Source organism: Deinococcus sp. LM3 (genome assembly GCF_002017875.1).
Lineage (GTDB): Bacteria > Deinococcota > Deinococci > Deinococcales > Deinococcaceae > Deinococcus.
In genome coordinates this window covers 388,454-413,968 of the sequence record NZ_MUFV01000001.1, presented here as the reverse complement: position 1 = coordinate 413,968, position 25,515 = coordinate 388,454, and the positions used below count along the sequence as shown (strand labels likewise).

Genomic DNA, 25,515 nt, shown 5'->3' with positions numbered 1-25,515 from the left:
ATCCGCCATCCGCCATCACCGTTCGCGTCTGGCGTGACTGCTACACTCCGTCCCGATGAGTGTTTCTGCCGCCTCCCTGCCGTCCGTTCCGCCTGGGCCTGTCCGTGTTCTGGGAATAGACACCTCCTGTGACGACACCGGGGTCGGTATCGTGGAACTCCTGCCGGACGGGCGCGTGAACCTGCTGGCGAACCGGGTGTGGTCGCAGACGGTGCATGCCCGCTACGGCGGGGTCATGCCGGAACTGGCGAGCCGCGAGCACGTGGAGCGTATCGACGAGGTCATGGGCGACGCGCTGCGTGAGGCGGGCCTGACCGTGAGCGACATCGGCGCGGTGGCCGCCACGTCCGGCCCCGGCCTGGTCGGCGCGTTGCTGGTCGGCCTGATGTACGGCAAGGGGCTGGCGCAGGCGCTGAACGTGCCGTTCCACGCGGCGCACCACCTGGAAGGGCACATCTTCGCGGCGGCCAGCGAGGCCGAACTGCGCGCCCCCTTCCTGGCGCTGGTGGTCAGCGGCGGCCACACGCACCTGTTCGACGTGCCGCGCGACGGCGAGTACGTGCTGGTCGGCGCGACCATGGACGACGCGGCGGGCGAAGCTTTCGACAAGATCGCCCGGCTGGCCGGGCTGGGCTACCCGGGCGGCCCGGCCATCAGCGAGGCCGCTACGCGCGGCAACCCGGACGCCGTGCCGTTCAAGGAGCCGTTGCAGGGGCAGAAGACCTTCAACTTCAGTTTCAGCGGCCTGAAGACGGCGGCGCTGCTCGCCCACCGGGGAGGGGCCGCGCCGGAAGATCTCGCCGCCAGTTTCCAGCAGGCCGCCGTGAAGGTTCTCGTGAAGACCACGTCCCGCGCCGCGCACGCCCACGGGCGCGGCACCGTCGTCGTGTCCGGCGGCGTCGCCGCGAACACCGCGCTGCGCGAAGCCTTCAGGGCGACCGACCTGAACGTCGTGTTCCCCGGCCGGGGTCTGAACACCGACAACGGCGCCATGATCGCCCTGGCCGGAGCGGCCGCCATCCGCGCCGGCCGGCCCGCCAGCCCACTGGACGGCGGCGCGACCGCCTACGCGCCGCTGGCAAACGCTTAACTGTGGAGTAGAAACAGATAGAAGCGGGGCGTGACCGTTGAACCGGCACGCCCCGCTCCTGTGTTGCCTTACTGCTCCCTGTCAGGCGCTCTTGGCCTTCTGGGTGTCGCGGGCTTCCTGGGCCAGCTGGCGGCGCAGGATCTTCATGGCGGCCGTCTTGGGCAGTTCGGTGCGGAACTCGACGCTGCGCGGCACCTTGTAGTTGCTGAGCAGGCCCTTGCAGTGCGCGATGATGTCGGCCTCGCTGGCGGTCGCGCCGGGTTTCAGGGCCACGACGGCGTGCACGCTCTCGCCGCGGTAGTCGTCGGGCACGCCGACGGCGGCGGCTTCCAGGACGGCTGGGTGGCTCATCAGGACTTCCTCGACCTCGCGGGGGTAGATGTTGAAGCCCCCGGCGATGATCAGGTCCTTCTTGCGGTCCACGATCCGGAAGTACCCGTCGGCGTCCATGGTGGCCATGTCGCCGGTCATCAGCCAGGTGCGGCCGTGGGCCTCGCGCAGGGTCTTGGCGGTCTCGTCGGGGCGCTGCCAGTAGCCTTTCATGATCATGGGGCCGGCGATCCACAGTTCGCCGACCTCGCCGGGCGCGACGATCTGCCCGTCGTCGTTCACGACGATGGAGTCCACGCCGGGGAACGGCACGCCGATGCTCCCTTCGCGCTGCTCGCCGAAGATGGGGTTGGTGTGTGTGCAGGGGCTCGCCTCGGTCAGGCCGTAGCCCTCGACGAGGTTGGCGCCGCCCGTGATCTCCTTGAAGCGGCGGGACGTTTCGAGCAGCAGGGGCGCGCTGCCGCTGATGCACGCACGGATGCTGGTCAGGTTGTGTTTGGGCGTGTCCGGGTGGTTGTTGATGGCGTTGTACAGCGTGGGCACGCCGGGGAACAGCGTGGCGCCGGACGACGTGATCTGCGACAGGACCATCTTGATGTCGCGCGGGTTGGGCACCAGCGCCAGGGTCGCGCCGGTCAGGACGCTGAGGTTCATGGCGACCGTCATGCCGTACACGTGGAAGAACGGAATGGCGGCCAGCGTGACCTCCTGCCCGTCGCGCAGGTCACTCATCCACATGCGGGCCTGCTCGCAGTTCGACACGAGGTTCCCGTGGGTCAGCATGGCGCCCTTGGGCACGCCGGTGGTGCCGCCCGTGTACTGCAGCAGGGCCACGTCGTCGGGGCGGATGGTGACGCTGGGCGCGGCGGCCGCCACCTGGGAGGCCAGCACCTTCGGGTACGACAGGACGCGCTCGTCGAACGGCACCTTCACCCAGGTGCCCTCGCGGCGCGCCTTGACCGGGTACAGCAGGTTCTTCGGGAACGGCAGGGCGTCCTGCACGCCGGTCACCAGCGTCCGCTTGACCGGCACGCGGGCGCGGATCTCCTCGTAGCGGGGGTAGAAGGTGTCCAGGATGATCAGCGTCTCGCTGCCGCTGTCCTTGAGCTGGTGTTCCAGTTCGGACGGCGTGTACATGGGGCTGGTGTTCACGGCGACCGCGCCGGCCAGCAGCGTGCCGTAGAAGCTGGTCACGAACTGCGGGGTGTTCGGCAGCATGATGGACACGCGGTCGCCGGGGCGCACGCCCATCTTGTGCAGCGCGGCGGCGAAGCGCTGGGCGTCCTTGTACAGCTGGCCGTAGGTGGTGTTCGCGCCGATGAAGGACATCGCCACGCGGTCCGGGTACTTCTCGGCGGTGCGGCGCAGCAGGTCCGGGAGGGTCAGGCCGCTGGGCGTGAAGGTGTGGGGCACGCCGGGTTCGTAGCTGCTGAGCCAGGGGCGGGTGGGGTTGGGTTGGGTCATGGCTCTCCTGGGGAAACTGGGGGCGCCCCGGACTCGGTGGATGAGCAGGCGGGGGAGGGGGGGTGAAACCTGTCCCGGCAGGGCGCCTGGGCGTGCAGCGCGTGACCCCGGTGGGTCTGAAGCGGAACAGATCGATTCGAAGTTGAACTCAGTATAAGCAAAAATGAAGCTGCATCAAGAGACCCCCGGCCCCCGCGCGGCTGGCCAGCACCTGCCCTGAAGCGGGCCTTCATACACGGGCAGAACCCAGTCCAGCGCACAGAATTCTGCCGGGCGCCCTTCAGACTGCCGTCATGCCCCCCCAGACCCCCACCCCCGACGACCGCCGCTGGCTGCGCCTCACCCTCGACCTGGCCCGCGAGGCCCAGCAGGCCGGCAGCGCCCCGGTCGGCGCGGTCCTGATCGACGCCAGCGGCCACGAGGTCGCGCGCGGCCGCAACCGCGTGGGCGAGGCCCAGACGCCCGAACACGTCGGCAAGGCCAGCGTCGCGCACGCCGAGATGGACCTGTACTTCAGCGTGGGCAAACTGGAGAACCCCGAGACCCTGACGCTGTACACCAGCCTGGAACCCTGCCTGATGTGCGGCGGCGCCAGCGCCCTGCTCGGCGTGGGCCGCGTCGTGTGGGTCACGGACGACCCCTGGGGCGGCTCCGGACGCCTGATCGCCTGGAGCGATCACCCTGCCATGCAGGAAACCGAGGTGGTCCCCACCCCCGATCCCGAACTGGAACGCGAGGGCGCGCGGCTGTTCGCCCCGGAAGCCCGGCGCGCCTTCCCCGACGAGGGCTGGCAGCTGTGGCGCCGCCGCTACCCCACCGAGACCGCCGGGCTGTGATACGGACTCCGATGGAATGGCTTGCAAAGCCGCTGGGTCCGAGCGGATGCAACTCGTAGAGCTGCTCCGCAGAGTGGGAGAGAAACGCCCCTCCGGACGTGGAGCTGGCAATCCGGTGAAGTTCCGGATTGTCAGCGAAACAAACGGCAGTCCGTATGGCACCCCGCACCGGCCCGGTGCGCCCCGTTGTTCCCCGCGCGGTTCCACCCGCCCCTGCACGCCACTTCACGGTCCGGCCGCCCCGCATGGGCTAGCCTGCCCGCATGCGTTACCGCACTTTCACCGAGGCCGACTACCCGGCCATGCAGGCCCTGGACCTGCGCCTGCAACGCCACCACGACCCGGCCTTCGACACCCTGCCGGAACGGGAACGTGACGGCCGCACGCACACCAGCCTCCCCGCCCTGAAATTCTACGAACGCAGCGAACACTCCTTCGCCGCCGAGCAGGGCGACACCCTGATGGGCTTCATCCTGGCGCAGTCGGTCTGGCAGGGCGACCGGCCCCTGGTGCTGGTCCGCACCGTCGCCGTCGCCCCCGACGCCCCGGAGGGCACGCACGAGGGCCTGCTGCACGCCGCCGTGAAAAGCGCGTACGACACCGCCGTGTACGAACTGCACTTCACCCTGACGCCCGAACTGCACGCCGCCGCGCTGGCCGAGAGTGCCGTCGTGACTGGCCAGAGCGCCGTGTGCCACCTGGGTACCCGCGCCGATACCGCCCCCGGAATTCGCCTGCGGACCGGGCCGCAGGGCGCATAATGACAGGCATGACCAACACCGCCACCCGCGTGCTGCTGGGCGTGCGCGGCATGACCCGCGACGCCGGAACGGGCGTCGCCGCCGCACTGACCGCCCTGCCCGGCGTGAGCCGCGCCACGCCCGACGACGGCCAGATCGAAGTGCACTACGACCCCTCACAACTGACCGTCATGGATCTCGTGCGCGCCGTGCGCCGGCAAGGATTCCTGGCCGGCATGCTCTGAGCGTGGCCCTGGGCTACGTGGGCGTCCTGACCATCCGGGTCGAGATGCCCTGGGTCGCCAGCCTCAAAGAGAAACGCGCCCTGGTCCGCCCGGTCGTGGAGCGCCTGAAGGCCCGCTACCCGCTGACGGTCGCCCGCCTCGACGGCCTGGACGCCCACGACTGGGAAGTGATCGGCGTGGCGACCATCAGCAACGATTACGCCTGGGTCGAGGAAACGCTGCGCATGGCCGCCGACTACATCGCCAGGGAAGGACCGTACCGCGTGACCAGCGAGCACACCGAGATCACGCCGCTGGGTGCGGAGGACGAAGAGGACTGATCCGAAGCCCGCACAGAGAAAAGTCCCCCAGATACCAGTTGATCCGGGGGACTTTCCTTGCGGCGGGGATGGCGGCGTGGTGCGGGTTACGGCGTGACGGGGGTCTTCAGGGCGTCGAAGCCGGCGGGCGGGGTCAGCAGACGCCAGTTCAGGACGTTGTCGCCGCTGAATTCCGCGACCGCTCCGGCCGAGCAGTCGTACGTGACGTTCGCCTTGCGCATGATGGGCCACACGACGGCGGCGGCGCGGCCCGCCACGTCGCGGCGCTCGACGGGGCCGATCATGCGGGAGTCCTCGGAGCCGTTCTGGGTGCGGTTGTCGCCCATCACGTAGTAGCGGCCCTCCGGCACGGTGAATTCCTTGCGGTCCTGCACCACGCCGTAGTTCACGGAGGCCGTGGCGTTGTTCGCCAGGTCGCTCTGGGTGTCCCAGCAGCCCTGCTGCTGCCAGTAGTCGGTCGTCCAGCTGGAATCCAGCGGCGTGCCGTTCACAGTGACCTCGCCGCCCGTGATGCTGATGCGGTCGCCGGGCAGACCGATCAGGCGCTTGATCAGGAACGGCCGGTAGGTCCACAGGCCGAAGGCACTCTTGTTCAGGTTCGAGATGCCGGCGCTCGCCTCGCGCGGCGGTTTGAAGATCAGGATGTCCCCGCGTTTGAATTCACCCACGCCGGCCTTGTGCAGCCAGGTCTCGTACTTGGGTACGAAGACCCGCTCGCCGTTGCGGAGGTTGGGCATCATGCTCACGCCGTCCACGCCGACCAGCGTCGCAACGAACTGCGTGATGACCACCGCGAACGCGATCGGTTCGAGCAGTTCCTTCCACAGCTTCTGGAGGGCGGTCGGTGCAGGTCTGTCAGGTCTGGTCATGCACCGGGCAGAATACCGGATGCGGCCGGGCCGCATGTCTCCGGCGCGGATCAGCCCAGCAGCGCGCGAATGCGGGGCAGTTCGGCCAGGGCCGCGTCCCGCCCGGCCTGGGTGGCCTGTGCGGCGCGGTTGAAGTTCATCAGGTCGATGTCACCCAGGTGCGGGCGCAGCAGCACGTCCGGGCGGTACAGGCTGATGCGGGCGTCGGTCAGTTGCGCCTGCATGATCTCGACCGAGCGGCGCAGCGCCCGCAGCGGCCCCAGGCTGGCCTCGCGTTTCCAGAGCAGCACGCGCCGCTCGTGCAGTTCCAGCGGGTCCGGGGCGGTCACGTCGACCGCCAGCACGCGCCGCGCGCCCAGGAACAGCGCCGCGTCCACCGGCACCTGATTCAGGATTCCGCCGTCCGAGAGCAGCATGTCGTCGACCGGCACGGGTTCCAGCGCGCCGGGGTACGCAGTCGTGGCCCGCAGCGCGGTGTGCAGGTCCCCGCGCGTCAGGTACACGGCGCGGCCCGAGAGCATGTCGGTCGCGGTGATCGCCAGCGGCCGTTTCAGTTCCTCGAAGGTGGGGGGCAGGTGGTGGGCCAGCCACGCGGTCAGGCTGGACGTGCGGATCAGGCCGGGGCCGGGCCGCAGGTCCAGCAGTCGCCGCCACGACACGGACCGCGAGAGGCGCTCGAGTTCCTCGCCGCTGTACCCGGCCGCAATGAACGCCCCCACCAGCCCGCCCATGCTGGTGCCGGCGACCACGTCCGGCAGCACCCCGCGTTCCTCGAGAACCTGCCACACGCCCACGTGCGCCAGTCCGCGCGCGCCGCCGCCACCCAGGACCAGTCCGTACCCGCTCACGCCGCCACGCTCACGCACAGGGTGCCGGGGCGTGTCGGGGGCCGGGGACGGGCAGGACGCAGGGGCATGCCCCGATTCTACGGCGTGCGCGGCCATGTTGAACCGGGTTCAGTTCGGACGGACGGAGCCGCTGCCGGCGCTCTTTTCGGCCGCGCAGAGCCGGGCGCGGCGCGGGCCGGGACTGCCGGGGCCTACCCGCCCCGCGCGCCCCTGGGGTAGCCTGTGCGGGATGCCGCTTGCAGGACAGATCGTGGGTGACGGAGTGAGGCTCATCCGTCCCGTCGGTCGCGGCTCCCACAGCCTGGTGTACTTCGGGGTGGCCCGCGACGGTCAGCCCTGCGCCGTCAAGATCTTTCCCGCGCATCTGAGCAGTTACGCCGACCGCGAGTACCAGCACGCGCACGACCTGCACCACCCCCGGTTGGTGCGGGTGCTGCACCGCGCCGTCGTGGACGACCAGCCCGCGCTGGTGGGAACCCTGGCGCGCGGCGAGGTGCTGTTCCAGCGCTTCACGCAGCGGCCCGCCGCCCGGACCGAACGCCGCGCGTTCCTGCTGACCATCGTGCACCTGCTCGACGCCCTGGCGTACCTGCACGGGCGCGGCCTCGTACACCGCGACATCAAGCCCGAGAACATCATGGTCGACGAGGACGGCAGCGCCAAACTCGTCGATTTCGACCTGTCCGGCCCGGCCTTCGAGACCTTCGACACGCCCGTGCGCATGGGTACGGCCGCCTTCCAGAGCCCGGAGGCGGCGCGCGGCGAACCGCTCGGCCCGGAAAGCGACCTGTACGGCGTGGGCGTCCTGCTCGGCTGGGGCATTCACGGGGCGCTGCCCGACCCGGACGAACCTCAGCCGCTCAGTGGCGATCCGCTGGGCTCCCTGCATGCCAGCCTGATCCGGCCCCACCGCGCCGAGCGTCCCAACGACGCGGGCCGCGTCCGGCAGGAACTGCTGCGGCTGGCCCGGCTGCCGTACTGACCGGCCGGCACGGCAGGAGGCGGGACGGGCGCTGTCGGCTGATCCGTCCCGCCCCGCGTATCACCGTTCAGCGCAGGATGCGGGCCTCGTTCGGGCGCAGGGCCGCGCCGCTCTCGGGCCGGTCCCCGTGGCTGCTCAGGAGGGTCTCGCCGCGCGCCAGTGCGCCGAGGTCGTGGGTCTGCGCGCCGAAGTTCAGCAGGACGGTCAGGGTCTCGCCGTGGCCTTTGCGCACGAAGGCGAACACGCCCTCCGGGGCGTCCACGCTGCGGTACGTGCCGCCGATCAGCGCGGGGTGTTCCTGGCGCAGGCGGGTCAGCGCGCGGAAGTAGTTCAGGTCGCTGGCCGGGTCACTGTCCTGTGCCTGCACGTTCAGGGTGGCGGCGTCGTCCGCCAGCGGCAGCCAGGGAGTCGTGCCGTCCGCGCTGAAGCCCGCATTCACGGAAGCGTCCCACTGCATCGGGGTGCGTTCCGGGTCGCGGCCCGCCTCGGGGCTGTCCGGCTGTTGCAGCGCGGCCGGGTCCACGATGCGGTCGGCGGGGATGGTCACGTCGCGCATGCCGATCTCGTCGCCGTAGTACACGGTGGGCGTGCCGCGCAGCGTCAGCAGCAGCGTCTGCGCCACGCGGTACTGGTCGTCGCCCACGCGGCTGCGGAAGCGGTGCTGGTCGTGGTTGCCCAGCACCCAGTTCGGCCACGCGCCCGCCGCGAGGCACGCCGCGTCGTAGCCATCCGCGAACTGCCGGACCTCGGCGGCGTTCCAGGGCAGCAGGATCAGGTGGAAGTTGAACGGCAGGTGCACCATCCGGGCGTCCTCGGTGCCCGAGTACGGCAGCAGGCGGTCGACCGGCAGGTAGATCTCGCCGACCATCATGCGGTCATCGAATTCGTCCAGTACGGCGCGCATCTCGCGGATGTACCCGTGTGTCTCGGGCTGGTCCTGCGTGTACGGGTGCAGCAGGCTCCAGTGTTCGGGCTGACCGGGCTGCCAGTCGGGGTTCTCGGGTTCGTCCAGGTAGCGTTCGTCCTCGGCCAGCAGCCAGATCACGTCCACCCGGAAGCCGTCCACGCCCCGGCGCATCCAGAAGCGCAGCACGTCGAACATCGCCGCGCGCACGGCCGGGTTCCGCCAGTTCAGGTCCGGCTGGCTGGGCAGGAACTGGTGCAGGTAGTACTGCCCGCTCGCCTCGTCCAGCGTCCAGGCGGGGCCGCCGAAGAAGGACTTCCAGTTGTTCGGCACGCCGCCGTCCGGGGCCGGGTCGCGCCACACGTACCAGTCGCGTTTCGCGCTGCCTGGGCCTGTCAGCGCCTCCTGGAACCAGGCGTGGTCACTGGACGAGTGGTTGGGCACGTAGTCCAGCATGACCTTCAGGCCCAGGCGGTGCGCCTCGGCCACGAAGGCGTCGAAGTCCTCCAGCGTCCCAAACAGCGGGTCGATGTCGCAGTAGTCGGCCACGTCGTACCCGAAGTCCCGCATGGGGCTTTTGAAGATGGGGGAGAGCCACACGGCCCGCACGCCCAGGCTCGCCACGTACGGCAGGCGGCGCGTGATGCCGCGCAGGTCGCCCACGCCGTCGCCGCTGTCGTCCTGGAAGGAACGCGGGTAGATCTGGTAGATGATGCCGCTCTGCCACCACTTCAGTTCGCCGGTCAGGGAGGAGGTCATACCCAGCACAGTACGATCTGAATCGTTTCAGATCAAGGGGGTACAGAGCGCGGGAAGCAGGGCACCCTGAAAGGTCAGTGCCTGCTGTTATTCCCGCGAACCGCTCTCCGCATCCCGCGCACCAGTCTCAGGGCGCGGGCGTGTCCGATCCCAGGCGCACCGTCACGTCCGCGCCCGCCGCGACCGGCTGATCGCTGACCGTCCCGAAGCCCACGTCGCGCAGCACCCGCGCCGCCGCCGCGCCGGACGCGGTGGTCTGCGCCGGGCCGCGCGGCTCGTTCACGATCCAGACGTTCGAGTACCCCAGGCCCTCCAGTCGCGCCTTCAGGCGGCCCGCGCTGCCGTCCGGGGCGTCGGTGTTCACGACCGCCACGCCCAGCGCCCGCACGTCGTCCGGGTCACGGAACTGCTTGGCGATCAGGGCGCCCAGGGCCGCGCGGTCCACCTCCCACACGCTCGCCGCGCCCCGGAAACCGAAAGTGCCCGGCACGCTGAACGTCTGCACCTGCGGCCCGCGCAGCGCCGCGCCGGTCAGGGCCGCCACCTGCGCGCGCGTCAGGTCGGTCTTCATGTTGCGGTCCACGGCGCTCACCATCATCGGCAGTCGCCACACGTTCAGCGGGTTACGGACCTGCGCCCCCAGCGCGGACACGAACTGCTGCTGCCGCGCGATCCGCCCGATATCGCCCAGGTTGTCGTGCCGGAACCGCAGGAACCCGGCCGCCTGCTCGCCGCTCAGGCGCTGCCGCCCCGGCTTCAGGTCGATATGCAGGTTCCCGGCGTTGTCGTCGTACTTCATGGCCTGCCCCACATCCACTGTCACGCCGCCCGCCGCGTCGGTCATGGCGGGAATGGCGTTCAGGCTGACGAGCGCGTAGGCGTCCATCGGCACGCCCGTCAGCTCCTGCACGGCCCGCATCAGCATCTCCGGGCCGCCGTGCACGTTCGCGCCGTTGATCTTGCCCCACCCGTAGCCCGGCATGTTCACCCACGAGTCGCGCGGTACACCCAGCACGTTCACCCGCCCGTCCGGCCACACCTGCGTGAGCATGATGGTGTCCGTGCGGGTCGTGTACGACTCGGCCTTGGCGGGCCAGGGCCACACGGCGGCGCTGTCGTCGTAATCCACGTCCACGCCGGCCAGCAGCACCGTCACCGGGCCGTCGGCTGCGCGCGGAACGGCCGCGTACCGCGAGAGAAACGGAGCGGCAGGGGCAACGACCGCTGCCAGACCCGCCGCCACAACAAGAACCCAGACAATGCGGCGCACGCCGCCGAGCATAGCGCCCACACGCCGCGCGCGGATCAACCGGACGGATGATACGGACTCCGATTGAATGGGCTGCAAAGACCATTCAATCCGAGCGGACGCGACTCGTAGAGCTGCCCCGCAGAGTGGGAGCAAAACGGGTTCCGGGCGTGGAGCTGACAATCCGGTGAAGTTCCGCATTGTCAGCGAAACAAGCGGAATCCGTATGACGCAGGGCGCAGGCGGCGCGGGTCACCCCGGCAGCGTCCAGACCATGTGCGTGTACGTGCCCCCGGCCAGGGTGCGTGTGCCCGCCGCGCGGAAGCCCATGCGTGCGTACAGCGTGGCGGCGCGGTTGCCGTCCTCGACCAGCAGGCCCACGCGGTCCAGGCCCCGTGCCCGCGCCTGCCCGGCCGCCGCCTCCAGCAGCGCGGCCCCCACGCCCCCCCGCGCGCCGCTTCAGTCACGGCCAGCGTGTCCACGTACAGTTCGCCGGGCGTGCCCTCGGACTCCACCTGCGCGGGTCGCCCCAGCGACGCCAGTCGCTCGCGGAAGGGATCGTCCAGCGCGTGGGCGTCAGCGCCGGGGTAGGCCAGCAGCAGCCCCAGCGGCTCAGGGCCACGCGCGGCGATCAGCACGTTCTCGTAACTCAGGCGGTTGCCGCGCAGCGGAAAGAAGCCCAGCATCGCCCGCGCCGCCCCGGTGTCCGAATCGGCGCCGGTCAGGGCCAGACCGACCCGGCCGATGGTCTGCTGCACCAGCGGAACGGCGAACGCCGCGTCGAAGGCAGCGGCGGGGCGGATCACGAGGGGTTCGGGCATGCCGCGCAGCATAGCGCTGCCCCAGGCCGGAGCCGGCCGACACAGAACAAACCGGACCCCCGCAGGAGTCCGGCTGTGCATGATCCGGGTGGATCAGTTCAGGGTGATCTTGTTGGCTTTCAGGGTGCTGGCGGCCTCGTCGATCTCGCCCTCGACGGCGATGCTGGCGTCGGCGCGGTCGGTACCGAAGAACTCCTCGGCGGTGGTGGCGCCACCCTCGAACACGGTGGACTCGTCGACGGTCACGGCGTAGTTGGCGTCGTTCTCGTTCAGCGTGAAGGTCTGGGCGGTGCCGTCGAATTCGGTCACGGTGCCTTCCAGGCCGTCGCCGACGGCCATGTCGACTTCCTCGCTGGTGTTGGCGTCGTCGTCGTTGGTCATGGTGCTGTCGACGCCGGGGTCGGCGGCGTCATCCATGGCGCCCTCGCCTTCAGCGATGGGGTTGTCCACGCCGGGCTCGTTCGTCTCGGTGGAGACGGTGCCGGTGTCGGTCGTGGTGGTCGCTTCTTCCTGGGGAGCGCAGGAGGCGAGGAGGGCAGCGGTCAGCAGGGCCAGCAGGGTGGGTTTCATGCCCTCATCTTCACCGCTCGCCCTGCCCGTCAGATGAGGAGAATCGCAGGAAGTCTTTACGTCCAAGACGATGAAAATCCGCTCGGGAACGTGAACATTCCGTGAACTTCCCGGCCCGGATCAGCGCCGGGCGAAGCGGCCGGATGTGCTACGGCAACGGCCCTCGCCGCGCCCGGCCGCGCCTTCATCCGAACGGGCCCTCAGCTGAACGTGAATTCTCCGTTCCGCACGCCCACCTTCACGGTTCCGCCGCCCTTCAGTCGCCCGAACAGCAGCTCGTCGGCCAGCGGTCGCTTGAGCCGCGTCTCGATCACGCGGCCCAGCGGACGCGCACCCATCGCCGGGTCGTACCCCAGTTCGGCCAGTCGCGCGCGCGCTGCCGGGCTGACCGTGACCGTCACGCCCCGCTCGGCCAGCTGCGTCTGCAACTCCCGGATGAACTTGTCCACCACGCCGCCCATCACGGCCTGCGACAGCGGCGCGAAGTGCAGTACCGCGTCCAGGCGGTTACGGAACTCCGGCGTGAAGGTCCGCCTCACCGCCTCGGCCTCCTCGCCCGCGCGGCCCACCCGCCCGAAGCCCAGCGCGGGCCGCGACGCGTCGGCCGCCCCGGCGTTGGTGGTGAAGATCAGGATCACGCCGCGCCCGTCCACCTTCTTGCCGGTGTGGTCGGTCAGGGTGCCGTGATCCATCAGTTGCAGGAAGACGTTGTACACGTCCGGGTGCGCCTTCTCGATCTCGTCGAGCAGCACCACCGCGTGCGGGTGCTTCGCCACCGCGTCCGTCAGCAGGCCGCCCTGATCGAAGCCCACGTAGCCGGGCGGCGCCCCGATCAGGCGCGCGACCGTGTGCGCCTCCTGGTACTCGCTCATGTCGAAGCGCGCCAGGTGAATGCCCAGCCGGTCGGCCAGCGCGCGGGCCAGTTCGGTCTTGCCCACTCCGGTCGGCCCGGCGAACAGGAACGCCCCCTGAGGTTTCTGCGGGTCGCGCAGGCCCGCGCGGGCCAGTTTCACGGCGCTCGCCACGGCGTCCACCGCCGCGTCCTGCCCGAACACCCGCGCCCGCAGGTCCGCGCCCAGCGTCGCCAGCGACGTGACCTCCTCGGCCCGCACCGCGCCCACAGGAACGCGCGCCATGCGGGCCACCGTGCCCTCGATGTCCGGCACGTCGATCACGCCGCCCTTCCCGCCGCTGGAGCGCGCCGCGCCGGACTCGTCGAGCACGTCGATGGCCTTGTCCGGCAGGAACCGGTCCCGCAGGTAGCGCACCGAGAGCCGCACCGCCGCCTCCAGCGCCCCCGGCGTGAACGTCACCCCGTGGTGCGCCTCGTAACGCCCGGACAGCCCCTGCACGATCTTCAGGGCGTCCTCCTCGGACGGCTCGGGCACCTCGACCGTCTGGAACCGCCGCCACAACGCCCGGTCCTTCTCCAGGAAGCGCAGCTCGGCGGGCGTGGTCGCGCCCAGCACCCGCAGCCCATGCCCGTGCGCGCTGCCGCGTGCCAGGGCCGGCTTCAGGAGGTTCGCGGCGTCCACGTTCCCGCCCTCGGTCGCCCCGGCCCCCACCAGCGTGTGCAGCTCGTCGATGAACAGCACCGCGTTGCGCCCGTCCAGCGCCGAGAGGACCGCCTTCAGCCGCGCCTCGAAATCCCCGCGGTACCGCGTGCCCGCCAGCAGGGCCCCCAGGTCCAGCGCGAACACACTGGCGCCCTTCAGGAAGCCCGGCGCCCGCCCGTCCGCGACCCGCTGCGCGAGCCCCTCGGCCAGCGCCGTCTTGCCCACGCCCGGCTCGCCGACCAGCACCGGGTTGTTCTTCCCGCGCCGCGCCAGCACGTGCACCACGCGCTCCAGCTCCGCCTCACGCCCGATCACCGGATCGAACTTTCCGGCCCGCGCCAGTTCCGTCAGGTCCGACGCGTACGCCTCCAGCGGGTCCACCTCCGGCGCCGCGCCCTCAGCGCCGTCCGGGGCCGCGCCGTCCACGCCCGCCACGCGCCGCTCCCGCTCACGGCCCGGCACCTTCGCCGCCCCGTGAGACACGAAATTCAGCACGTCCAGCCGCGACGCTCCCTGCGCCTCGATGGCCGCGCGCGCCGGACTGTCCTCCTCCTCCAGCAGTTCGACCAGCACGCGCGCGCCGTCCGCCTCCTGCCCGCCCCGGCCGCTGGCGTGCAGTTGCAGCACCGCGCCCTCCACGACCCGGTGAACGCCCAGCGTGAAATCCGGCTCGGCGTCCGGCACGGTGTCCAGCGCCGCCAGCACCGCCTTCAGGTCGTCCCGCAACCGCTCCACGTCCACGCCCACCGCCAGCAGCGCCTCGCGCCCCTCCGGGTCGTGCGTCAGGGCCAGCAGCAGATGCTCCAGCGTCACCAGTTCATGCCCCGCCTCGCGCGCATAATCCGCCGCGCGGCCAATCGTCACCTGCAGGTGATCACTGATCATAGGAACTCCGGTTGAACGGTTTGCAAAAACCGCTGGGTCCGAGCGGATGCGACTCGTAGAGCTGCCCCGCAGAGAAGGAGCGGAACGGGTTCCGGGCGTGGAGCTGGCAATCCGGTGTAGTTCCGGATTGTCAGCGAAACAGACGGAATCCGTTTCATTCGCCCGCCTCCGGTTCGGCCACCACGCGCAGTGGGAACCCTTCGTGCCGCGCGGCCGCCATCACCTGCGCCACTTTCGTCTCGGCCACGTCCCGCGTGTACACGCCCGCCACGCCCTGCCCCTTGTGATGCACGGCCAGCATGATGAGTTCGGCTTCCTGCTCGGACTTGCGGAAGAAGCGGCGCAGCACCTCCACCACGAACTCCATCGGGGTGTAATCGTCGTTCAGCAGCAGTACCCGGAACAGCCGGGGCCGCTGCGTTCGCGTGCGCTCCAGCGTCTGGGTTCCAGAGTCAAGGTCCCGGCGTGTCATGCCGCCGAGTGTAGCGGCCCCGCGCCGCCCCTGCCGGAGCCAGCGTCACGGTCCAGCGGGGCAGATCAAGAGGCCGCGCCCCCTCCGGTGGGGGAGGGGGCGCGGCACTGGCAGGAATGGATCAGGATTTCTTGGCGTCGCGGGCCGCGCCCTTGACGTCGTTGGCGGCCTTCGTGGCGTCGGCCTTCACGTCGGCGACCTTGGCCTGCGCGTCGGCCTTGACCTCAGCGGCCTTGTCGGCAGCGGCGTCCCTGGCCTTGTCGGCCACGTCGCCCGCCTTGTCGCTGGCGGTCGCGGCCGTGTCCTTGGCGGCGTCGGCAGCCTTGCCCGAGGCGTCGGCCACGGCGCCTTTCACGTCACCGGCGACTTCCTTGACCTTGTCGGCGGCGGCCTGCGCGCCACCGGCGGCGGCGTCCTTGACCTCGCCGGCCTTGTCGGCAATGACGGCGCCGGCATCCTTGGCGGCGTCCTTCGTCTTCTCCCAGCCCTTGGTGACGCTCTGGCCCACGTCCTGAGCGGCGTCCTTGAGGCCCAGTTCAGCCAGTTTGGAATCCAGGGCGCGGCGGTTCTGCTCGCGGCTGAAGTAGTACGCGCCGGCGCCGACCAGCGCACCCAGGACCAGCAGACGTTTCACGGGGAAATGACGATCACTTTTCATGAGAGTCAGCCTACGCCCGCCTCATCTGTGCAGGATGAGCCGCGATTCACGCGCAGTTCACGCCCCCCACCCGGACCGGCCGCACCCGACCCGGACGGTCAGAGCAGGCCCAGGCGGCGCGCCAGTTCCTGCCCCAGAATCCACTCCTCGGGTTCCTCGGTGTCCTGCACGCGCACCAGCACGCACTCGCGGCCCAGGTAGAACGCCACGATCTTCTCCCAGGCTTCCTCCTCGGTGTCCGCCGTCTCCTCGATGTCCTCCAGGGTGCCCCACACGTCGCCGTCCACGTCGGCGCTGCGCAGCGCCTCGGCGTGACCGCTCATCACGTACGCGTCCACGACCTCGTCGCGGCGGTACGTTTCGCCTTCACGGCGCAGGTCCAGGCGGTCGTCCCGCTCGAACAGGCTCTCCAGAAGGGCGTCCCACTGCCCGGCACTCAGGGTAATCACGTCGCGTCGCTCGTCACTCACGCGCGCAGTGTACCCGCCCGGCCCCCACCGGCCGCACTCCCACCGAAAGAACACGTGAAGGCGGGCCGTTCAGGTGCGTGCCCGCGCCGCCCCGTACACTGCGGACATGCAGCCCGCACAACGCAACCCTGGCGTTCCCCGCCGCCTCTTGTCCCTGGGCGTCCTGCTGCTCTCGCTGCTGACGCTGCTGGCCCTGCTCTCACCGCTGGCGCAGGCGCAGTCCGGCGGCGGTTTCGGCGGCAGTTCCCGCAGTTCCGGCGGCAGTTCCGGCGGCAGCTTCGGCGGGTCCGGCAGCAGCCGGGGCGGCGGGTACAGCGGCGGTGGCTACAGCGGAGGCGGGTACAGCGGCCCGATCATCATCAACGGCGGCGGCGGGTACGGGTACAGCAGCGGCGGCGGCGGCGGCCTGATCACCATGATCATCTTCGGCGTGGTGATCTTCGTGGTGATCAGCGGCATGCGCCGCAGTCTCGGCGGCGGCGGACGGGGCCTGGCGGGCCTGAGCGGCACCGCCCAGGCGCTCAGCGTGCAGATCCTGATGGCCGAGGGTGACGAGGTCAAACGCGCCCTGCAACGCGTCGCGCAGACCGGCGACCCCGACACCAACGAGGGCCTGACCCGCATGATGCAGGAAGCCGCGCTGGTCGTCCTGCGCCACCCGGAACGCTGGGTGTACGGCAACGTGCAGCGCGCCCAGGGAGCCGCGAACACCGCCGACAGTCAGGTGGGCGCCTGGGCCACCGAGGCCCGCGCCGCCTTCACCGAGCAGACCACCAGCAACTACCAGAACAACGACCCCGCCAGCGGCTACGCCCGCCGCGACGACTACACCTTCAAGCACGACGCCGCCGACCAGTACCTCGCCGTGACGCTGGCCGTCGCCGCGCACACCCTGGCCGCCCTGCCGCCCGCCGGAGCCACGAACGCCGACGAGGCCCGCGCCGCGCTGCGCGCCATCAGCGCCGTCACGCCCAGCGACCTGATCCGCGCCGAGGTCGTCTGGAGCCCCGACGCCGAGGGCGAATTCCTCAGCGAGGACGAGGCCATCCAGAAGTACCCCGCCCTGACCCGCCTGTAGCTGCACTGTCGCGCCCCGCCCGGCCGGACTGTTCAGCGTCAGACAGTCAGGCCTCCAGGTGCACCCGTATCTTCACGCATGGCCCGCCGGCACCCTCCCAGCACCTGGCCCCCGCCGCCCAGGCCCGATCCGACCTGCGCGCTGTGCCAGCGGGCCGTGCCGAACCTGACCGAACACCACCTGCTGCCCCGCTCGCAGGGCCGCCGCCAGGGCGTGCGCGTGGCCGACCTGCCCACCACCCTGCTGTGCCGCCCCTGCCACAGTTTCCTGCACCGCACCTTCAGTAACGCCGAACTGGCCCGCGACTACCAGGACATCGGCGCGTTGCTCGCCCATCCGGAAGTGCAGCGATTCGTGCGCTGGCTGCGCACCCAGCCCGCCACCAAGAGCGTCCGCGTGCGCTGATAGGGAAGCAGGAAGTGGCCCGCCGCTGCGGTGCAGGGCGGGCCACTTCCCCGTGCGTCACTTCAGGGTGGCGACGTACGTGGCGACTGCCGTCAGGTCGGCGTCGGTCATGGGCGTCAGGGCGATGTGCATGGCGTCGGGATAGGGAATGCCCGTGACAGGGCCGCTCTTGTAGGCGCGCAGCTGCGCCAGCACGGACGCGGCGGTGCGGCCCGTGATGGCGGGCACGCCCACGTCCTCGGCCCCGGCGCCGGTCTCGCCGTGGCAGACCGCGCAGGCGATCACGCCGCGCGCCGCCGCGCCCACCTGATACAGCGTCTCGCCAGTTGCAGTCGTTCCGGTCGTCGTCGGGGGCGGCGTGACAGGCGGAGGCGTGACGGGGGGAGTGGTCGCCGGGGGTGGCGTGACGGGTGCCGGGGTGACGGGAGGGGTGGCCGGTGCAGGGGCTGGCGCAGTGGCCGGCGCGCTGCTGTCGCCGGAGTAGAACGCGGCGATATCCACGATGTCCTGGTCGCTCAGGCGGGAGGCGACGTTCTGCATGGTGCCGTTCGGCCGGGTTTTCGCGCGGAATGCCAGCAGCGCCGTGCGGATCTGCGGGGCCGGGTCGCCCTTCAGGACCGGGGCGCGCCCGGTGGGGGCGTGACACCCGGCGCAGCTGCCGCTGAGGGTCTCGCCACGCGCGGCGCTGGGCGTCAGGCCGGCCAGGGCGCTGTCCGTGGTGGCCGGAGATGTGGCCGTCTGCGCCAGCACCAGCGGAGCGCCGAGGGCCAGCAGGCCGGGAAGAAGGAACCGTGAGAGCCGTCCGCGTCTGATCTGCATGTCCCTGACCTCCACTCTGAACAGGGCGGCGTTTCCCGCCTGAACAACGCCTGCAACGACCTGTCGCCCTGCAACTCCCGGTCGTCCCGCGATACTTGTTGAAACGCCTGACAGTGTACTCCCTCCTACCGTTCCGGGTGTGCGGGGGCTGCTCAGGCCGTCACGCGTTCCGGGGCGGCGCGGCCCCGGACTTCACCGACCGGCAGCCAGCGGCGCAGCAGCAGCGGGACACCCTCGGCCGCCACCAGCACCAGCAGCGCGTAGCGCAGCGCCCGCACCAGCCCGACCTCCTTGACCCCGTCCGGCAGCGCCCCCAGCGCGAAGTACACCGCGAACACCACCGCCAGCCCGGCCACCGCCACGATCACGCGGCCCAGCGCCGTCGCGGGCGGCGTGAAGCGCGGCTGCACGAACCAGAACCCGGCGGCCATGCCCAGCCCCGCCGCGAACTCGCGCGGCGCGCCTGCCGGCAGCAGCGCCGCCACGACCAGCGCGCCCAGCGGCGGCCCCCAGCGCAGCGCGCCGCCCTGCGGGAACTGCACGCGGGCCGCCAGCAGCGCGAACAGCACGCCCAGCGTCAGGCCCACGATCACGTCACTGGGGTAGTGCACGTTCAGCACCAGCCGCGACCCGGCGATCAACGCGACGAGCGCCGCCGCCGCCCAGGTCACCCACGGACGGCGCAGCTGCGCCGCCACGCCCCACCACAGGGTCGCGGCCATCTGCGAGTGCCCGCTGGGCAGGCCCGGCCCGCCCGCCGTGGCCCGCGCCGCCTCGGACGCGGCCGCCGGGTCGTTCGTGAACGGGCGCGGCAGGTTCAGGCCGTACTTCAGGGCCGCGTTCAGCAGGTAACTCAGTGCGAACGCTACCCCCAGGTTCCGCCCCCCGACCGGCCGGACCAGCCACGTGTACAGCGCCAGACCCACGATGAAGACCTCGTCCCGCCCCAGATTCGTGACCGCCAACCAGAAAGTTTCCATGACGCCCCACATTCTGACCCACCCGCCGGGCGGGTGCGCGCCACCATCCGCGCGCGCCCGGCCGGGTGCTGCCCAACAGCCTGTCTGGACAGTAAACTGAGGGGTATGACCGTTCCCACTGCCGACGTGCTGCGACAGGTGCAGCACAACTCCCCGAACGCGCTGGAGTTGCGCGGCATCACCAAGCGCTTCCCCCTCGTACTCGCCAACGACGACATCTCCATGCAGGTCCGCTGGGGCAGCGTGCACGCGCTGTGCGGCGAGAACGGCGCCGGCAAGAGCACCCTGATGAAGATCGTGTACGGTATCCAGCCTCCCACCAGCGGCCAGATCGTCGTGGACGGCGAGACCGTCGACCTGACCGACCCCAGCGAGGCCATCAAACGCGGGATCGGCATGGTCTTCCAGCACTTCATGCTCGTCGAGACGCTCACCGTCACCGAGAACGTCATCCTGGGCATGGAACCCACCAGCGGCGGCGCCATCAACTACGCCGCCGCCCGGAAGCGCGTCGCGGAACTCATCAAGCAGTTCAACTTCGACCTGAACCCCGACGCCATCGTCGGTGAACTCGCCGTCGGCCTGCAACAGAAAGTCGAGATTCTCAAGACCCTGTACCGCGGCGCGCGCATCCTGATCCTCGACGAACCCACCGCCGTCCTCACGCCCAGCGAGACCGAGGAACTGTTCGACTTCCTGAAAAACCAGTACGCCGCCAGCGGCAACGCCGTCATCTTCATCAGCCACAAACTGCACGAGGTGCTGCACATCAGCGACACCATCAGCGTCATCCGCGACGGCCGCATGATCGGCACCATCCCCACCCAGGGCGCCACCACCGAACTGCTCGCCCGCATGATGGTCGGCCGCGACGTGTCCCTGAAAGTCAACAAGGCCCCCGCCCAGCCCGGCAACGTGGCGCTCGACGTGCAGAACGTCGTCGTGAAAGGCGAGTACGGCAACGCCGTGGACGGCGTGAGCTTCCAGGTCCGCGCCGGAGAGATCGTCGGCATCGCCGGCGTCGAGGGCAACGGCCAGAGCGAACTCGTCGAGGCCATCACCGGCCTGCAACCCTACCGCGGCCAGATCACCTACCTCGGCAAGGTCGCGCGCGGCGTGCGTGAAGTCGAGGCGTCCGGGCTGTCGCACGTGCCGGAAGACCGCAACGAACGCGGCCTGGTCCTCGAAATGACCACCGCCGAGAACTTCATCCTGGGCGAACAGGACCGCGCGCCGTTCGCCGGACCGCTGGGCCTGCTCAACCGCGAAGTCATCGAACAGAACGCCCGCGACCTCAGCGAGAAGTACGACGTGCGCCCCCGCTCCACCACCCTCCAGGCCGGACGGTACTCGGGCGGCAACGCCCAGAAACTCATCGTGGCCCGCGAGATGCGCAAAGGCCCCAAAATCCTGGTGGCCAGCCAGCCCACCCGCGGCGTGGACATCGGCGCCATCGAATTCATCCACGCCCGCATCGTCGAGGCGCGCGACCAGGGGCTGGCCGTCCTGCTCGTCAGCGCCGACCTGGGCGAAGTCATGAACCTCGCCGACCGCATCCTCGTCATGTACGAAGGCAAGGTCGTCGGCGAGGTTGACGCCGCGCACGCCACCGACACGCAGCTGGGCCTGCTCATGACCGGCAGCGGCGAGGCCATGAACACCCAGGTCAGCTGGCAGGAGTGACGCCGGGAGTGTAGGCCGCAAGCACTGGGCCGCAGGGGAGAGGTCCGCCCCACCCGCAAGGACCCAGGAGGAAGGCCCGCCAGCTGGAATGCTGTGCGGGCCTTCTTGTCATCAATGGTGCGGACACTGTTCAAGGGCCAGAGGGGGCAAGCATGGACACGTCTTCTGCAACGCCGTTCCTGCTCACCCCCTCCCGGCCTCCCCCCTCAAGGGGGAGGGGTCAACACGGCGTGTTCATCGCTGGTCTGCCCTGAAGGGATGAATCCGCAGGGGCGTTTCTCTCCTTCTCCGCTCAGACCCAGCGGCTTTGCAAGCCATTCCATCGGAGTCCGTGTCAGTTCACCGGTTCGGGTTCGCTGTGCGCGGTGGGTTTGCCGGTCAGGTTGATGCCGGCGCTGGCGGCGATCACGCACAGCATGGCGATCCACTGCGCGGCGCCCAGACGCTCGCCCAGGAACAGCAGGCCGCTCAGGGCGGCGATGGCCGGCTCGACGCTCATCATCACGCCGAAGATCCGGGCCGGAATGGCCCGCAGTGCCCGCATCTCCAGGGTGTACGGCAGGGCGCTGGACAGCACCGCCACGCCCAGCCCCAGCAGCAGCGCGCCGGGCGTCAGCAGGTCCGTGCCGGCCTCTGCCACGCCGAACGGCAGGGTGACGATGGCCGCCACGATCATGCCCGCCACCACCCCGGTTGTGCCGGGCACACGCCGCCCCACCGCGCCGCCCGCCAGGATGTACAGCGCCCAGAACGCCCCGGCCAGCAGCGCCAGCCCGATCCCGACCGGCGAGACCGGCGCGGCCGCCACGCCGCCCGTCAACTGCTGCCCCAGCGGCGAGATCAGCGCGATCCCCAGCCCCGCCAGGACCACCCACGCCACGTCCAGCGCGCGGCGAGACAGCAGCAGCGACAGCGTGAGCGGCCCGATGAACTCCAGCGTGACCGCCAACCCCAGTGGCAGGGTCCGCAGCGACTCGTAGAACGCGAGGTTCATCAGGCCCAGCGCCGTGCCGTACGGCACGATGGCCGCCCAGTCGGCGCGGGTCAGGGCGCGCAGGTTCGGGCGCAGCAGCACCACCAGCAGCGCGGCGGCCAGCGTGACGCGCAGGGTCGTGGTGCCGGCCGCGCCCAGCGTGGGGAACAGCGTCTTGGCGAACGCCGCGCCCCCCTGAATGCTGACCATGGCCAGCAGCAGCGCCGGAATGGGAGGCAGGCCCGGCCGGGGGCGCGCGGTGGAACGGGCGGCGGTCATGCCGGGCATTAGACCACCTGCGCCGCGCCCATCTGGGAAAGGCCCCTAGTCGGCCCGCGCCGCGCGTCTGTCCGGCCGGGACGGACCGGCAGCATCCGGTTCAGGTGCCTTCCGGCGGGTCCGGCCGCTCCGCCAGAACCGCTCCGGCCAGCCGGAAGCCGCTCAGCGCGGCGGGCACGCCCGCGTAGATCGCCACCTGATGCAGCACATCGCTCAGGTCGCGTTCGCTGACGCCGCTGCTGGCGGTGGCGCGCACGTGTCCCTCGAATTCCCGGTCGCGTCCCAGCGCGGCCAGGATGCCCAGCGTGATCATGTGCCGCTCCCGGTCGCTCAGGCCGCCGCGTCCCCACACGGCGCCCCAGGCGTACTCGGTCAGGAACCGCTGGAAGTCCGCGCCGAAGGCCTGCGGGTCGCCGGCGAAGGCGCGGTCCACGAACTCCTGCCCCATAATCTGCGCCCGCTTCTGTTTGCCGCGCGTGAGCATCTCGCTGTCCTGCGGGTCGGTCGCGGCCGGATCGTTCGTGTGGTCACTCATGCCCCACGCTACCTGCTGCGGGGGCGGCGGGGCTGTCACCCCGTGCAGGGCAGCGGGGGACAGTGGGGGAGCGTGCACAACGGCAACCCCCCGCCGGACTGGGCGGGGGGTTGCGTGTCGCTGGGCGAGCGGAGGCTCAGCTTGGTCTGATCAGGCCCACTTGATCAGGCCGGCTTCCAGGTCGTTGCTCAGGCCGTCCACGACGGGAATCATGCGCACGCCGACCGAGTACAGGCCGCTCTCGTTCAGCGGCACCTGGGCGCTGAAGGTGCCGTCGCCGTGGCTGGTCAGGGGCACGTGGGTGCGCTGGCCGGCGCGGGTCAGGACGGCTTCCACGCGCAGTTCGTCGAGGTTGATGCCCGCCGGGTTGACGGTCGCCGTGACCGGCACGGTCTGGCCGGGCTGGCTGGTGGCGGGCAGCTGGGCGTGGGCGCTGAGGGTGGTGTGCGGCCACTGCTGGCGCACCCAGCCTTTCCAGCTGGCGATCTCGCGGGCGCGGGCGCTGTCGCTGGCGGCCAGTTGCGCGCCGCGCGCGGCGATGGGCACGTAGTACTTCTGCACGTAGTCGATCACCTGACGCTGCATCGAGAAGCGCGGGCTGCACGTCTCGATGGCGCGGCGGACCGTGTGAGCCCAGGATTCGGCGCCCGCGCGCTGCCCGTAGTAGCGGGGCACGATCTCGCTTTCCAGCGTCTGATACATGCTGTAGGCGTCGGCATCGTCCTGCACGTTCAGGTCGGCGTACTCGCGTTCCTCGCCGATGGGCCAGCCGTTCGTGCCGTCGTACCCTTCGCGCCACCAGCCGTCGAGGATGCTGAGGTTGGGGCTGCCGTTGAAGCTGGCCTTCATGCCGCTGGTGCCCGAGGCTTCCAGCGGGCGGCGGGGGTTGTTCAGCCAGATGTCCACGCCCTGCACGAGGTGACGGGCGACGTGCATGTCGTAGTTTTCCAGGATCACGATCCGGCCGCGGAATTCGGGTTCCTGGCTGAGTCTGTAGATCTCCTGGATGAAGGCCTTGCCGGGGTTGTCGGCCGGGTGGGCCTTGCCGGCGAACACGAACTGCACCGGACGCTCCGGGTGGTTCACGATGCGGCTGAGGCGTTCGCGGTCACGGAACAGCAGCGTGGCGCGCTTGTACGTGGCGAAGCGGCGCGCGAAGCCGATGGTCAGGGTGTTCTCGTCGAGCAGCGTCTCAGTGGCGGCCACGTCGGCGGCGCTGGCGCCGTTGCGGACCTTCTGCTCGCGCATGCGGGCGCGCACGAAGGCGATCATGTCGCGTTTCATGTCGCGCTGCACGTCCTGAAGCTGCTGGTCGGTCAGCTGCTCGACTGCCTGCCACATCTGCTCGTCCTCGAGGCGTTCGGTCCAGTCGGCGGGCAGGACCGTGCCGAGCAGGTCGCGCATGGCCTGACTGGTGAAGGTCAGGTTATGCGCGCCGTTCGTGACGTGCCCGATCGGGACTTCCTCGGTCTGCGCGCCGGGGTACAGGAAGTTCCACATGTCGCGGCTGACCTCGCCGTGCAGTTCGGACACGCCGTTCGCGGCGCGGCTCATGTTCAGCGCGAACACCGTCATGGAGAAGGTGGGGACGAGGTGGCCGTCCCACAGCTGCTCGTGCTCGGCCAGTCGGTACAGTTCGTCGCGGCTGGTGGCGAGCTGCGCGGGCCACGCGCCGACGTAGCGGTCCATCAGTTCGTACGAGAAGGCGTCGTTCCCGGCGGGGACGGGCGTGTGCGTGGTGAACAGGGTGGAGCTGGCGACGGTTTCCACGGCGGTGCGGAAGTCCAGGCCCTGCGCCACGTACTCGCGGGTGCGTTCCAGGCCCAGCAGGGCGGCGTGGCCCTCGTTCATGTGGTACACGTCGCCGGGGATGTCCAGCAGCCTCAGCGCGCGGATGCCGGCCACGCCCAGCAGCACGTACTGCTGTACGCGCAGTTCCTGGTTGCCGCCGTACAGGCGGGCCGTGAGTTTGCGGTCTTCATCGCTGTTCTCGGGAACGTTGGTGTCCAGCAGCAGCACCCTGATGCGGCCCACGTTCAGGTTCCACACGCGCGAATGCACGGTGCGGCTGCCGATCACGACGCTCACGCGCGCCTCCTCGCCGCCGGGGGTCAGGGCGGGCGTGATGGGCAGGGTGGTCAGGTCCAGCTCGTCGTAGGTTTCGTTCTGCCAGCCGTCCTTGTCGAACAGCTGCGTGAAGTACCCCTGGTGGAACAGCAGGCCGACCGCCGTGAAGGGAATGCCCAGGTCCGAGGCGCTCTTGCAGTGGTCGCCGGCCAGCACACCCAGGCCGCCGGAGTAGATGGGCAGCGACTCGTGGTACGCGTACTCCATGCTGAAGTAGGCCACGGGTTTCATGTCGGGCACGTTCCGGGCGGCCCAGGTGTCCTTCTTGCCCATGTAGGCGTCGAAGTCGGCCATGACCTGCGCGTAGCGTTTCAGGTAGGCGGGGTCGGCCGCCACCTGTTGCAGGCGGGTCTGCGGAACCTCGAGCAGCGTGCGGACCGGGTTGTGCTGGAAGCGCTCCCAAATAGTGGAGTCCAGTTCCTGGTACAGCTCCTGCGCGCGGGGTGTCCACGACCAGTACAGGTTGTAAGCGAGTTCAGACAGCCTTGCGATGCCGGGCGGCAGCTGGGGCAGCACCGTGACCTTACCAATGACGTTCATACCAGATGAGCTTACACTAAGCCCATCT

At 70.4% G+C, this 25,515-nt stretch carries 25 protein-coding genes; 9 read left to right on the top strand and 16 right to left on the bottom strand.

Annotation, left to right across the window (positions count from 1 at the left end; translation table 11 throughout):
- Window positions 1-55 precede the first annotated feature (55 nt).
- Window positions 56-1,090, top strand: a complete 1,035-nt coding sequence (gene tsaD / locus BXU09_RS01885; protein WP_078300224.1) for a tRNA (adenosine(37)-N6)-threonylcarbamoyltransferase complex transferase subunit TsaD — start codon at window positions 56-58, stop codon at window positions 1,088-1,090.
- Window positions 1,091-1,171: 81 nt separating this feature from the next.
- Here tsaD and BXU09_RS01880 read toward each other — a convergent pair whose 3' ends face one another.
- The gene (locus BXU09_RS01880) at window positions 1,172-2,884 is read right to left on the bottom strand and encodes a long-chain fatty acid--CoA ligase (RefSeq protein ID WP_078300222.1); all 1,713 of its coding nucleotides are present in this window, start codon (window positions 2,882-2,884) and stop codon (window positions 1,172-1,174) included.
- A 293-nt stretch (window positions 2,885-3,177) separates the two neighbouring features.
- Between BXU09_RS01880 and BXU09_RS01875 the strand changes: the two genes are divergently transcribed.
- The 4 genes from BXU09_RS01875 (at window position 3,178) to BXU09_RS01860 (ending at window position 5,025) form a co-directional block, all read left to right on the top strand.
- Window positions 3,178-3,720: a nucleoside deaminase gene (locus tag BXU09_RS01875; protein WP_078300220.1), complete on the top strand. Its 543-nt coding sequence runs from the start codon at window positions 3,178-3,180 to the stop codon at window positions 3,718-3,720.
- A gap of 263 nt (window positions 3,721-3,983) precedes the next feature.
- A complete protein-coding gene (locus BXU09_RS01870) occupies window positions 3,984-4,481 on the top strand; it encodes a DUF1999 domain-containing protein (RefSeq protein WP_078300218.1) in 498 nt (165 codons plus the stop codon).
- Window positions 4,481-4,705 carry a heavy-metal-associated domain-containing protein gene (locus tag BXU09_RS01865; protein ID WP_078300216.1) on the top strand — a complete coding sequence of 75 codons (225 nt, stop codon included), beginning with the start codon at window positions 4,481-4,483 and terminating at the stop codon, window positions 4,703-4,705. Before BXU09_RS01870 ends, BXU09_RS01865 begins: the two co-directional genes overlap by 1 nt.
- Window positions 4,706-4,707: 2 nt before the next feature.
- Window positions 4,708-5,025 carry a DUF503 family protein gene (locus tag BXU09_RS01860; protein WP_055362108.1) on the top strand — a complete coding sequence of 106 codons (318 nt, stop codon included), beginning with the start codon at window positions 4,708-4,710 and terminating at the stop codon, window positions 5,023-5,025.
- Between the two features lie 86 nt (window positions 5,026-5,111).
- Here the strand turns inward: BXU09_RS01860 and lepB are convergent, their stop codons facing one another.
- Both lepB and BXU09_RS01850 read right to left on the bottom strand, forming a co-directional pair.
- Window positions 5,112-5,894 carry a signal peptidase I gene (gene lepB / locus BXU09_RS01855; protein ID WP_078300214.1) on the bottom strand — a complete coding sequence of 261 codons (783 nt, stop codon included), beginning with the start codon at window positions 5,892-5,894 and terminating at the stop codon, window positions 5,112-5,114.
- 50 nt (window positions 5,895-5,944) lie between these two features.
- On the bottom strand, window positions 5,945-6,742 hold the full coding sequence (locus BXU09_RS01850) for a patatin-like phospholipase family protein (protein WP_199084090.1): 798 nt from the start codon (window positions 6,740-6,742) through the stop codon (window positions 5,945-5,947).
- A 229-nt stretch (window positions 6,743-6,971) separates the two neighbouring features.
- Here BXU09_RS01850 and BXU09_RS01845 point away from each other — a divergent pair, with 229 nt between their 5' ends.
- On the top strand, window positions 6,972-7,724 hold the full coding sequence (locus BXU09_RS01845; RefSeq protein ID WP_078300210.1) for a serine/threonine-protein kinase: 753 nt from the start codon (window positions 6,972-6,974) through the stop codon (window positions 7,722-7,724).
- A 67-nt stretch (window positions 7,725-7,791) separates the two neighbouring features.
- Here the strand turns inward: BXU09_RS01845 and BXU09_RS01840 are convergent, their stop codons facing one another.
- The 8 genes from BXU09_RS01840 to BXU09_RS01805 all read right to left on the bottom strand — a co-directional run bounded on the left by BXU09_RS01840 (window position 7,792) and on the right by BXU09_RS01805 (window position 16,068).
- Complete coding sequence (locus BXU09_RS01840; protein ID WP_078300208.1) at window positions 7,792-9,387, bottom strand: alpha-amylase family glycosyl hydrolase; 1,596 nt, start codon at window positions 9,385-9,387, stop codon at window positions 7,792-7,794.
- 127 nt (window positions 9,388-9,514) lie between these two features.
- Window positions 9,515-10,657: an LCP family protein gene (locus BXU09_RS01835; protein WP_078304585.1), complete on the bottom strand. Its 1,143-nt coding sequence runs from the start codon at window positions 10,655-10,657 to the stop codon at window positions 9,515-9,517.
- A gap of 231 nt (window positions 10,658-10,888) precedes the next feature.
- Window positions 10,889-11,077 (bottom strand): GNAT family N-acetyltransferase, encoded by a 189-nt coding sequence (locus BXU09_RS21285; protein ID WP_240500933.1) that lies wholly within the window; start codon window positions 11,075-11,077, stop codon window positions 10,889-10,891.
- A 473-nt stretch (window positions 11,078-11,550) separates the two neighbouring features.
- On the bottom strand, window positions 11,551-12,027 hold the full coding sequence (locus BXU09_RS01825) for a hypothetical protein (protein WP_078300206.1): 477 nt from the start codon (window positions 12,025-12,027) through the stop codon (window positions 11,551-11,553).
- Window positions 12,028-12,227: 200 nt separating this feature from the next.
- Entirely contained in the window at window positions 12,228-14,468 is a 2,241-nt protein-coding gene (locus tag BXU09_RS01820) for an AAA family ATPase (RefSeq protein WP_078300204.1), read from the bottom strand.
- A 154-nt stretch (window positions 14,469-14,622) separates the two neighbouring features.
- Entirely contained in the window at window positions 14,623-14,940 is a 318-nt protein-coding gene (gene clpS / locus BXU09_RS01815) for an ATP-dependent Clp protease adapter ClpS (protein WP_055362890.1), read from the bottom strand.
- A gap of 121 nt (window positions 14,941-15,061) precedes the next feature.
- Complete coding sequence (locus BXU09_RS01810; protein WP_078300202.1) at window positions 15,062-15,598, bottom strand: desiccation-associated late embryogenesis abundant protein; 537 nt, start codon at window positions 15,596-15,598, stop codon at window positions 15,062-15,064.
- Window positions 15,599-15,696: 98 nt separating this feature from the next.
- Complete coding sequence (locus BXU09_RS01805; RefSeq protein ID WP_055362892.1) at window positions 15,697-16,068, bottom strand: hypothetical protein; 372 nt, start codon at window positions 16,066-16,068, stop codon at window positions 15,697-15,699.
- A gap of 106 nt (window positions 16,069-16,174) precedes the next feature.
- Here BXU09_RS01805 and BXU09_RS01800 point away from each other — a divergent pair, with 106 nt between their 5' ends.
- Window positions 16,175-17,146 (top strand): DUF1517 domain-containing protein, encoded by a 972-nt coding sequence (locus BXU09_RS01800; RefSeq protein WP_078304583.1) that lies wholly within the window; start codon window positions 16,175-16,177, stop codon window positions 17,144-17,146.
- Between the two features lie 78 nt (window positions 17,147-17,224).
- Window positions 17,225-17,551 (top strand): HNH endonuclease, encoded by a 327-nt coding sequence (locus tag BXU09_RS01795; RefSeq protein WP_078300200.1) that lies wholly within the window; start codon window positions 17,225-17,227, stop codon window positions 17,549-17,551.
- Window positions 17,552-17,608: 57 nt separating this feature from the next.
- On the opposite strand, the gene BXU09_RS01790 is transcribed toward BXU09_RS01795, so the two are convergent.
- Complete coding sequence (locus tag BXU09_RS01790) at window positions 17,609-18,370, bottom strand: c-type cytochrome (RefSeq protein ID WP_078300198.1); 762 nt, start codon at window positions 18,368-18,370, stop codon at window positions 17,609-17,611.
- 152 nt (window positions 18,371-18,522) lie between these two features.
- Entirely contained in the window at window positions 18,523-19,350 is an 828-nt protein-coding gene (locus tag BXU09_RS01785) for a phosphatase PAP2 family protein (protein WP_078300196.1), read from the bottom strand.
- A gap of 105 nt (window positions 19,351-19,455) precedes the next feature.
- Between BXU09_RS01785 and BXU09_RS01780 the strand changes: the two genes are divergently transcribed.
- Entirely contained in the window at window positions 19,456-21,033 is a 1,578-nt protein-coding gene (locus BXU09_RS01780) for an ABC transporter ATP-binding protein (protein ID WP_078300194.1), read from the top strand.
- A gap of 334 nt (window positions 21,034-21,367) precedes the next feature.
- On the opposite strand, the gene BXU09_RS01775 is transcribed toward BXU09_RS01780, so the two are convergent.
- The 3 genes from BXU09_RS01775 to glgP form a co-directional block, all read right to left on the bottom strand.
- Entirely contained in the window at window positions 21,368-22,216 is an 849-nt protein-coding gene (locus BXU09_RS01775; RefSeq protein WP_078304576.1) for an EamA family transporter, read from the bottom strand.
- A 169-nt stretch (window positions 22,217-22,385) separates the two neighbouring features.
- Window positions 22,386-22,820 (bottom strand): 4-carboxymuconolactone decarboxylase, encoded by a 435-nt coding sequence (gene pcaC / locus BXU09_RS01770; RefSeq protein WP_078300192.1) that lies wholly within the window; start codon window positions 22,818-22,820, stop codon window positions 22,386-22,388.
- 150 nt (window positions 22,821-22,970) lie between these two features.
- Window positions 22,971-25,487 (bottom strand): alpha-glucan family phosphorylase, encoded by a 2,517-nt coding sequence (gene glgP, locus BXU09_RS01765; protein WP_078300190.1) that lies wholly within the window; start codon window positions 25,485-25,487, stop codon window positions 22,971-22,973.
- Window positions 25,488-25,515 lie beyond the last annotated feature (28 nt).

What these genes read in the sequence shown, in the direction of transcription:
- tsaD (WP_078300224.1), top strand. Translation starts at nt 56, where the DNA reads ATGAGTGTTTCTGCCGCCTCCCTGCCGTCCGTTCCGCCTGGGCCTGTC.
- BXU09_RS01880 (WP_078300222.1), bottom strand. Translation starts at nt 2,884, where the DNA reads ATGACCCAACCCAACCCCACCCGCCCCTGGCTCAGCAGCTACGAACCC.
- BXU09_RS01875 (WP_078300220.1), top strand. Translation starts at nt 3,178, where the DNA reads ATGCCCCCCCAGACCCCCACCCCCGACGACCGCCGCTGGCTGCGCCTC.
- BXU09_RS01870 (WP_078300218.1), top strand. Translation starts at nt 3,984, where the DNA reads ATGCGTTACCGCACTTTCACCGAGGCCGACTACCCGGCCATGCAGGCC.
- BXU09_RS01865 (WP_078300216.1), top strand. Translation starts at nt 4,481, where the DNA reads ATGACAGGCATGACCAACACCGCCACCCGCGTGCTGCTGGGCGTGCGC.
- lepB (WP_078300214.1), bottom strand. Translation starts at nt 5,894, where the DNA reads ATGACCAGACCTGACAGACCTGCACCGACCGCCCTCCAGAAGCTGTGG.
- BXU09_RS01845 (WP_078300210.1), top strand. Translation starts at nt 6,972, where the DNA reads ATGCCGCTTGCAGGACAGATCGTGGGTGACGGAGTGAGGCTCATCCGT.
- BXU09_RS01840 (WP_078300208.1), bottom strand. Translation starts at nt 9,387, where the DNA reads ATGACCTCCTCCCTGACCGGCGAACTGAAGTGGTGGCAGAGCGGCATC.
- BXU09_RS01825 (WP_078300206.1), bottom strand. Translation starts at nt 12,027, where the DNA reads ATGAAACCCACCCTGCTGGCCCTGCTGACCGCTGCCCTCCTCGCCTCC.
- BXU09_RS01820 (WP_078300204.1), bottom strand. Translation starts at nt 14,468, where the DNA reads ATGATCAGTGATCACCTGCAGGTGACGATTGGCCGCGCGGCGGATTAT.
- clpS (WP_055362890.1), bottom strand. Translation starts at nt 14,940, where the DNA reads ATGACACGCCGGGACCTTGACTCTGGAACCCAGACGCTGGAGCGCACG.
- BXU09_RS01810 (WP_078300202.1), bottom strand. Translation starts at nt 15,598, where the DNA reads ATGAAAAGTGATCGTCATTTCCCCGTGAAACGTCTGCTGGTCCTGGGT.
- BXU09_RS01800 (WP_078304583.1), top strand. Translation starts at nt 16,175, where the DNA reads ATGCAGCCCGCACAACGCAACCCTGGCGTTCCCCGCCGCCTCTTGTCC.
- BXU09_RS01795 (WP_078300200.1), top strand. Translation starts at nt 17,225, where the DNA reads ATGGCCCGCCGGCACCCTCCCAGCACCTGGCCCCCGCCGCCCAGGCCC.
- BXU09_RS01790 (WP_078300198.1), bottom strand. Translation starts at nt 18,370, where the DNA reads ATGCAGATCAGACGCGGACGGCTCTCACGGTTCCTTCTTCCCGGCCTG.
- BXU09_RS01785 (WP_078300196.1), bottom strand. Translation starts at nt 19,350, where the DNA reads ATGGAAACTTTCTGGTTGGCGGTCACGAATCTGGGGCGGGACGAGGTC.
- BXU09_RS01780 (WP_078300194.1), top strand. Translation starts at nt 19,456, where the DNA reads ATGACCGTTCCCACTGCCGACGTGCTGCGACAGGTGCAGCACAACTCC.
- BXU09_RS01775 (WP_078304576.1), bottom strand. Translation starts at nt 22,216, where the DNA reads ATGGTCAGCATTCAGGGGGGCGCGGCGTTCGCCAAGACGCTGTTCCCC.
- pcaC (WP_078300192.1), bottom strand. Translation starts at nt 22,820, where the DNA reads ATGAGTGACCACACGAACGATCCGGCCGCGACCGACCCGCAGGACAGC.
- glgP (WP_078300190.1), bottom strand. Translation starts at nt 25,487, where the DNA reads ATGAACGTCATTGGTAAGGTCACGGTGCTGCCCCAGCTGCCGCCCGGC.